The organism is Aquiflexum sp. (genome assembly GCF_041751335.1).
Lineage (GTDB): Bacteria > Bacteroidota > Bacteroidia > Cytophagales > Cyclobacteriaceae > Aquiflexum.
On the sequence record NZ_JBGSXS010000010.1, the window covers coordinates 20,625 to 27,221 of the forward strand.

The following is a 6,597-nucleotide window of genomic DNA, read 5'->3' on the forward strand; positions in this document are numbered from 1 at the left end:
TGCTTGAAACAGGGCCTTAGTTATGGAAAATAAACAATACAATATCCTGCTTTATTACTGTTATGCTACTATCGAGGACACAGAAGCCTACAGGGAAGAACACCATATCTTCTGCATTGAAAACAACATCATGGGGCGTGTCATCATTTCTCCTGAAGGACTCAATGGTACCGTATCCGGTCTAAAGGAGGATTGTGAAAAATACATTGCCTATATCCATTCGGATTCACGTTTTGCAAAAACCCAATTCAAGATAGACGAACATGCTACCCATGCATTTGCAAAAACACATGTGCGTGTCAAACCTGAAATCGTCCACAGTAGCCTCCGCCATCTGGACCCTAATATTAAGACGGGAAAGCATCTAGAACCGGAGGAATTCAAAGCATTCAAAGATCGAGATGATGTAGTGATTCTCGATGTCAGGTCCAATTACGAACATGAACTGGGCAGGTTTAAAAATGCCCTTACCCTAGACATGGAAAATTTCAGGGATTTTCCGGAAAAGGTAAAGGAACTTAATCACCTGAAGGACAAAAAAATATTGACCTACTGCACAGGTGGTATCAAATGTGAAAAGGCATCTGCCTTCCTTCTGGAACAAGGGTTCAAAGATGTCTATCAACTTCATGGCGGTATAATCAAATATGGTATGGAAGCAGGCGGAGAAGACTTTGAAGGTAAATGTTATGTATTTGACAACAGGATTGCTGTTGATATCAATAAGGTCAATCCCAAAGTGATTTCCACCTGTCATATCTGTGGTACAGCATCTGAACGAATGGTCAACTGTGCCAACCCAAGCTGTAACGAACACTTGCCAATCTGCGAAAAATGCGGCTGGAAAATGGATGGTGCTTGTTCGGTTGAATGCAAAGATCATCCTGAAAAAAGAATGTACACCGGCACTGGTTACTATCAGAAAAACACCAATGGGTACAATCCTTTGAAGGGATTAATTAGACGTAAGGACAAAGAAAAAGTATAACAAACCAATCATGGACAAAAGAATTCCCGAGTCGGAACTGATCCTAAATCCTGACGGAAGCATTTATCATTTAAACTTGAAGCCAGAGCACCTGGCTTCAACTGTTATTGCCGTAGGTGATCCGGACAGGGTTCAAAAGGTGTCCCAGTATTTTGATGAGATTGAGTTTAAGATTTCCAAAAGGGAATTCGTAACACACACTGGGACTTATAAAGGAAAAAGAATCACTGCCATCAGTACAGGCATGGGAACCGACAATATCGAGATCTTTATGACCGAATTGGACGCTTTGGTCAATATTGACCTGCAGACCAGAATACCTAAAAAACAACACACTAGCCTTGACATTATCAGAATAGGCACTTCTGGGAGTATGAGAACCGATATTCCAGCAGGTTCGATGTTGGCCTCTAAGTACGGTATTGGACTGGATTCTTTGATGTCTTTCTACAATATAAAAAAGACAGCATTGGAAAGGGAAGTTGGTGAAAAAATCAAAGCGGAACTTGGGATTTCATTTGAACCTTATTGCATTGAGGGCTCTGCTACTTTACTGAAACTTTTGGGCGAGGGGTTGATCCACGGAAATACAGTCACTTGTCCCGGATTTTTTGGCCCTCAAGGTAGAGAGGTAAGGCTTAAGCCAGCAATCCCGAACATTATCGAAAAATTGGCATCTTTAAATGTTGATGGATTCCAAATGACAAACTTTGAAATGGAAACAGCCGGATATTATGCTATGGGAAGGATGCTGGGCCATGAAATGCTCAGCCTCAATGCTATAGTAGCCAATAGGATTACGCATGAATTTGCTGCCGATGCCTATGATATTGTGGACAGACTCATCCAGGGAACATTAAATAAACTGGTAGAAAATTAAGCTGCAACAGATAAAAACAGATTGATATATCTTTAAGATCTAATTTTTCACAATAAAATGGTCACTTCCCAAATGTAAATTGTCCCAATCCTTGTAATCAATGTTTTTTATCAGTACATCGATGGTTTCAAGACACTCCTTTTTATTGAGGTAGACGCCAAAAACCGCTTCTTTCTGATTGACCAAAAAAATCCTGCTACTGGCAAAAAAATTTTTGAGGCAATCCCATTTTGACAAAATCAATAATTCTTCATCATCCGATACGGTTTGAATAATTTTAAACTTTCCAAAAGTGCAGTCAATATTCATAGTTAAAATAATTTAAATACCATTTCAAAAATAACGGAATTACATAAACTTAACAATACCTATTTATTGTTATTGTTACATAATTATTGGATTTGCAAATGTTTAACTGAATAAGTATCTATTTATTTTTTCGAACTTGACCAGAAAGCAATTTCATTTACTTTGAATGAACTACCTTCAATTATCCGAGAAATCATTGGTTCGTTGATTTTTAATGAGACAATTGCTTCTTCTAAGCTGATTTGACCTTACCATTCATGTACGACATATACAGCCCAAAGAAATTAATTGTATATACATGTATCTCCTGAACCAAATCACTTTTTCGGCGTTTTCTTGTTAGGTACAACATTGCATAAAAGCAAGAAAAAATTAGGTAAAATCAAATTTAAACTTTCTTCTATTCTAATTGTCAAACCAGTGTATTGGAATTTAATTTTGTTTTTAATGAATATATAAAATTTCAACTTCATAAAAACCTGATTTTATTTAATTATCACAATATATTTCAGATTACACCAACTATAAAAAAAGTATAATAATGAGACCTATTTTATTTTATTTAATAATTTTAAATTTCACACTTTTCAGTTATAACTCCTTTTCACAGACATACACTATCAAGGGGAAAATTTCAGATGCAAACTCCAATCAGCCAATGGAATTTGCCAATATTGCCCTGCTCAATCCCGGAGATTCTTCTCTGGTAACAGGAGCAATGAGTGATCTGGATGGATTATTTTCATTTGAATCAGAAAGTGGTGAATATATTTTAAGAGCAGGCTTTATTGGTTATGAAAGTGGCTTCAAAAATATTTCTGTCGGCGACAAAAATATTCTTAATGTCGGTAACATCAGAATAAAGACAGATGCCACTAACCTTCAGGAAGTAGTGGTAGAAGGCGTATCTTCAATCTTCACCAGTGATATCGATAAGAGAATTTATAATGTAGAAAACAGTATTGTCGCCGAAGGGGCAACAGCAGCTGAACTTTTGGGAACGTTGCCATCCATTCAGGTAGATGAAGAGGGAGGGATATCGATGCGGGGAAGTGGTGAAGTGTTGATTTATATTAATGGAAGACCTTCCAATCTTTCTTCCTCAGATACAGACAACATACTATCCCAATTCCCAGCAAACAGTATAAAATCAGTGGAACTGATTACAAATCCTTCCTCTAGATATGATGCTGCAGGAGTGGGCGGAATAATAAACATTATTTTAAAAAAGAATCAGGACTTGGGTTTCAATGGTCAGGTAAATGCATCAATCGGAACGAGGGATAAATACCAGGCTGGAATAAACCTTAATTATAGAACGAATAAAGTAAATTATTTTGCCTCCTTTGACTTTCAGGACAGAAGACGGTTTAGAATAGCCGAGGGCCGAAGAGAGAATTTTTTGGCGGGTATATCCAGATTTCTGGAAGAGGAAGGCGATGAAATTGAGAAACGTAGGGGTTCTTTAGTCAGAACAGGGATGGATTATAACATTACGGACAATGCTGTTCTTGGCGTTTATGCCCAAGCAAATTTTGGAAGTGAAACGGAAGATGAACTTACGCTTCAGAACAATCTAAACTTCAATAATGAATTAGACAGTATTTTCAGTAGAGATAGATTTGAAACCAGTAACCGGCTCAATTTTGAAACTGGTATCTATTATACCCTAGATTTGGATTCAACTGGAAAAAAATTAAATACCTCCATTTCATATGCTTACGACAATAGAGATCAATCACAGTTTACAGACCAGACATTCTTCAACTCATTTAATGAATTTGTCCCTGAAAACAGTCTGACCCAATTGGATGAAAGCATAAGGGAAAGCAATTTTTCCATATTTCAATTGGACTACGAAAATCCTCTTGGAGAAACGGGCAAATTAGAAGCAGGAGTAAAAGGAACCTTTGGAGAATGGAAAAGAGACCAATCTTTTGCGCAAGGAATGGCATCAAATAACTTTAATCCGGTCCCGATTGATTCTTTAAATGACATGTATACGTTTAATGAAGATGTCTACGCATCTTACCTAATCTACCGAAACAGATTAAATAAGTTTGGATATCAGGTCGGACTTAGAGGTGAATATACCCGAACTTTGGGTCAGTTAGAAAGCTCTGGAGAAGAATTCATCAATAATTATTTCAATTTATTTCCAAGTGTTTACACTTCCTACATCCTAGGTGAAGAACAGGAAATTTCTATCAATTACAGCAGAAGAATTTCAAGACCCAATATTTGGGCACTTTCTCCCATCTATAACCTTAGGGATCAAATGAATTTTTCTGTGGGCAACCCTACACTCCAACCTGAATTAACAGATAGCTATGAATTTGGATACATGAAAGGATGGTCTAGATACCTTTTAAATGCTACACTTTACCATAGATATTCCACAAATGTGCAAACCAGAATCATCACCCTACTAGATGACAATATCACAGTTCAAAGTAGAGAAAATGCCAATATCAGAAAAAATACGGGATTGGAGTTGGTCAATCAGATTCAAGTGACTGATTGGTTTGACTTGGCTTTAACAGGAAACTTCTTTTACGCTGAGATATTTGGAGATAATCTAGGTGAAGGGTTTAATAACTCCAATTTTAGCTGGACATTGAATTTATTGTCTACAATGGCCATACCAAAGCTATTTTCTGTACAGGTTCAAGGAAATTATAGAGGACCGATTGTCTTTCCACAAGGAGAAATTGAACCTTATTGGGGTTTGAATATTGGGTTGAGAAAAGATATCCTGAACAATAAAGCCACGGTAAGTCTGAATGTGAGTGATGTATTCAATACCCAGATATTTAGAATTAAAACTATTGACTCACGTTTTGTCTACAATAGAGCCTTCAACAGGGAAACCAGAATAGGCACACTAGGATTCACATATAGGTTTGGGGGATTCAGAGATAAAAATGGTAAAAGAGATGGTGATAGGGAGGATATGGAAGACATGGATTTTTAATTTGAATTCTTAATATTAAAATATCCACCTCCAAATAAATTTTATTTGGAGGTTTTATTATTTAAAAGCCTCAACAAAAAATTATCTTTAAGAAAATTCATTTTTAAGTCATCACTACTTCACAAATGAACTCTAAAATTAATATTTCGGAACAAATTATCTCAGAACTTAAATTGGCTTCAGATAAGGAGAAGATACTTTTTTTTACGCGCTTTTTTAAAACAGGAAAAGGTGAATACGGTGAAGGAGATCAATTCCTAGGTGTAAAAGTCCCTGCCCAAAGAAAAATAGCGAAGAAATATTGGAAAGAAACTGGGAAAAAGGATTTGGAGACTTTGATTGCCTCTCCATACCATGAGGTGCGATTGACCGCCATATTCATCCTTGTACTCAATTATGAAAAATCAAAAACTGACTTTGAAAAAAAACAATGTGTGGATTTTTACCTTTCCAATAGGAAATCTGTAAACAATTGGGATTTGGTCGACAGTTCGGCCCATCTGATTTTGGGTTCATGGCTATTTGATAAAAACAGGACACTGCTATATGACCTTGCCAATTCCTTTAATCTTTGGGACCAACGGATAGCCATTATCAGCACCTTTTATTTTATCCGAAAAAATGATTTTAATGAAACCCTCAAAATCTCTGAGATCTTGCTTTCCCACAAACATGACTTGATCCATAAAGCTGTAGGCTGGATGCTGAGAGAGGTCGGGAACCGGGATTATGAAACCGAGTATGATTTTTTAAAAAAGCATTATAAAAAAATGCCTAGAACAATGCTTCGCTATGCCATAGAAAAATTTGATTTAAAGGTCAGGGAAATGTTTATGGCCAAATAGACTTTCCTTGCTGATATTTTTTCTAAATTAGTAGAATAACAAAACCACTAAATCCCATGAAAACCCCCGTCTTATTTTTGCTGCTTTCCATTATCTCATTTCCTGCATTTTCCCAAACAATTCCCAGCAAGGAAATACAGATAAAAACTGCCCTTCTGGCTGCACCTGAAGATAAAAGAGAAGGCGCAATGGTCTATGGTTATAATGATAAAGGAGAATTTATCGTGTTGAGAAAGGGAACCAATGAATTGATCTGTCTGGCCGATGATCCAAAAAGTCCAGGCTTCAATGCCTCCTGCTACCATATTGGGCTGGAACCTTTTATGGAAAGGGGAAGACAATTGAAGAAAGAAGGGAAAGGTTTTCAGGATATATTTGACATCCGAGAGGAAGAAGTGAAAAACGGCAAACTCAAAATGCCCAAAGATGGGGCTACCCTTTTTGTATTGTCCGCAGACGCCGAAAATTACAACCTCCAAACCGGAGAAGTCAAAGACTCCTATCTCCGATACGTGGTTTATATCCCTTGGGCTACCGAAGCAAGCACCGGCCTGCCCCTAAAACCATCAGGTCCCGCCATGCCCTGGATCATGGATCCCGG

At 37.2% G+C, this 6,597-nt stretch carries 6 protein-coding genes; 5 read left to right on the forward strand and 1 reads right to left on the reverse strand.

What is annotated here, in order from left to right:
* The first annotated feature begins 22 nt into the window (after window positions 1-22).
* Window positions 23-988 (forward strand): rhodanese-related sulfurtransferase, encoded by a 966-nt coding sequence (locus ACEW8U_RS00295; protein WP_373520028.1) that lies wholly within the window; start codon window positions 23-25, stop codon window positions 986-988.
* 10 nt (window positions 989-998) lie between these two features.
* Window positions 999-1,868, forward strand: a complete 870-nt coding sequence (locus ACEW8U_RS00300) for a nucleoside phosphorylase (RefSeq protein ID WP_373520029.1) — start codon at window positions 999-1,001, stop codon at window positions 1,866-1,868.
* Window positions 1,869-1,907: 39 nt separating this feature from the next.
* Here ACEW8U_RS00300 and ACEW8U_RS00305 read toward each other — a convergent pair whose 3' ends face one another.
* Window positions 1,908-2,177, reverse strand: a complete 270-nt coding sequence (locus ACEW8U_RS00305) for a hypothetical protein (protein ID WP_373520030.1) — start codon at window positions 2,175-2,177, stop codon at window positions 1,908-1,910.
* Window positions 2,178-2,718: 541 nt separating this feature from the next.
* Here ACEW8U_RS00305 and ACEW8U_RS00310 point away from each other — a divergent pair.
* The 3 genes from ACEW8U_RS00310 to ACEW8U_RS00320 all read left to right on the forward strand — a co-directional run.
* Window positions 2,719-5,151, forward strand: coding sequence for a TonB-dependent receptor domain-containing protein (locus ACEW8U_RS00310; RefSeq protein ID WP_373520031.1), 2,433 nt, complete (start codon window positions 2,719-2,721; stop codon window positions 5,149-5,151).
* Between the two features lie 125 nt (window positions 5,152-5,276).
* Window positions 5,277-5,996: a DNA alkylation repair protein gene (locus ACEW8U_RS00315; RefSeq protein WP_373520032.1), complete on the forward strand. Its 720-nt coding sequence runs from the start codon at window positions 5,277-5,279 to the stop codon at window positions 5,994-5,996.
* A gap of 56 nt (window positions 5,997-6,052) precedes the next feature.
* A partial coding sequence (locus tag ACEW8U_RS00320) for a hypothetical protein (RefSeq protein WP_373520033.1) occupies window positions 6,053-6,597 on the forward strand: 545 nt, incomplete at its 3' end.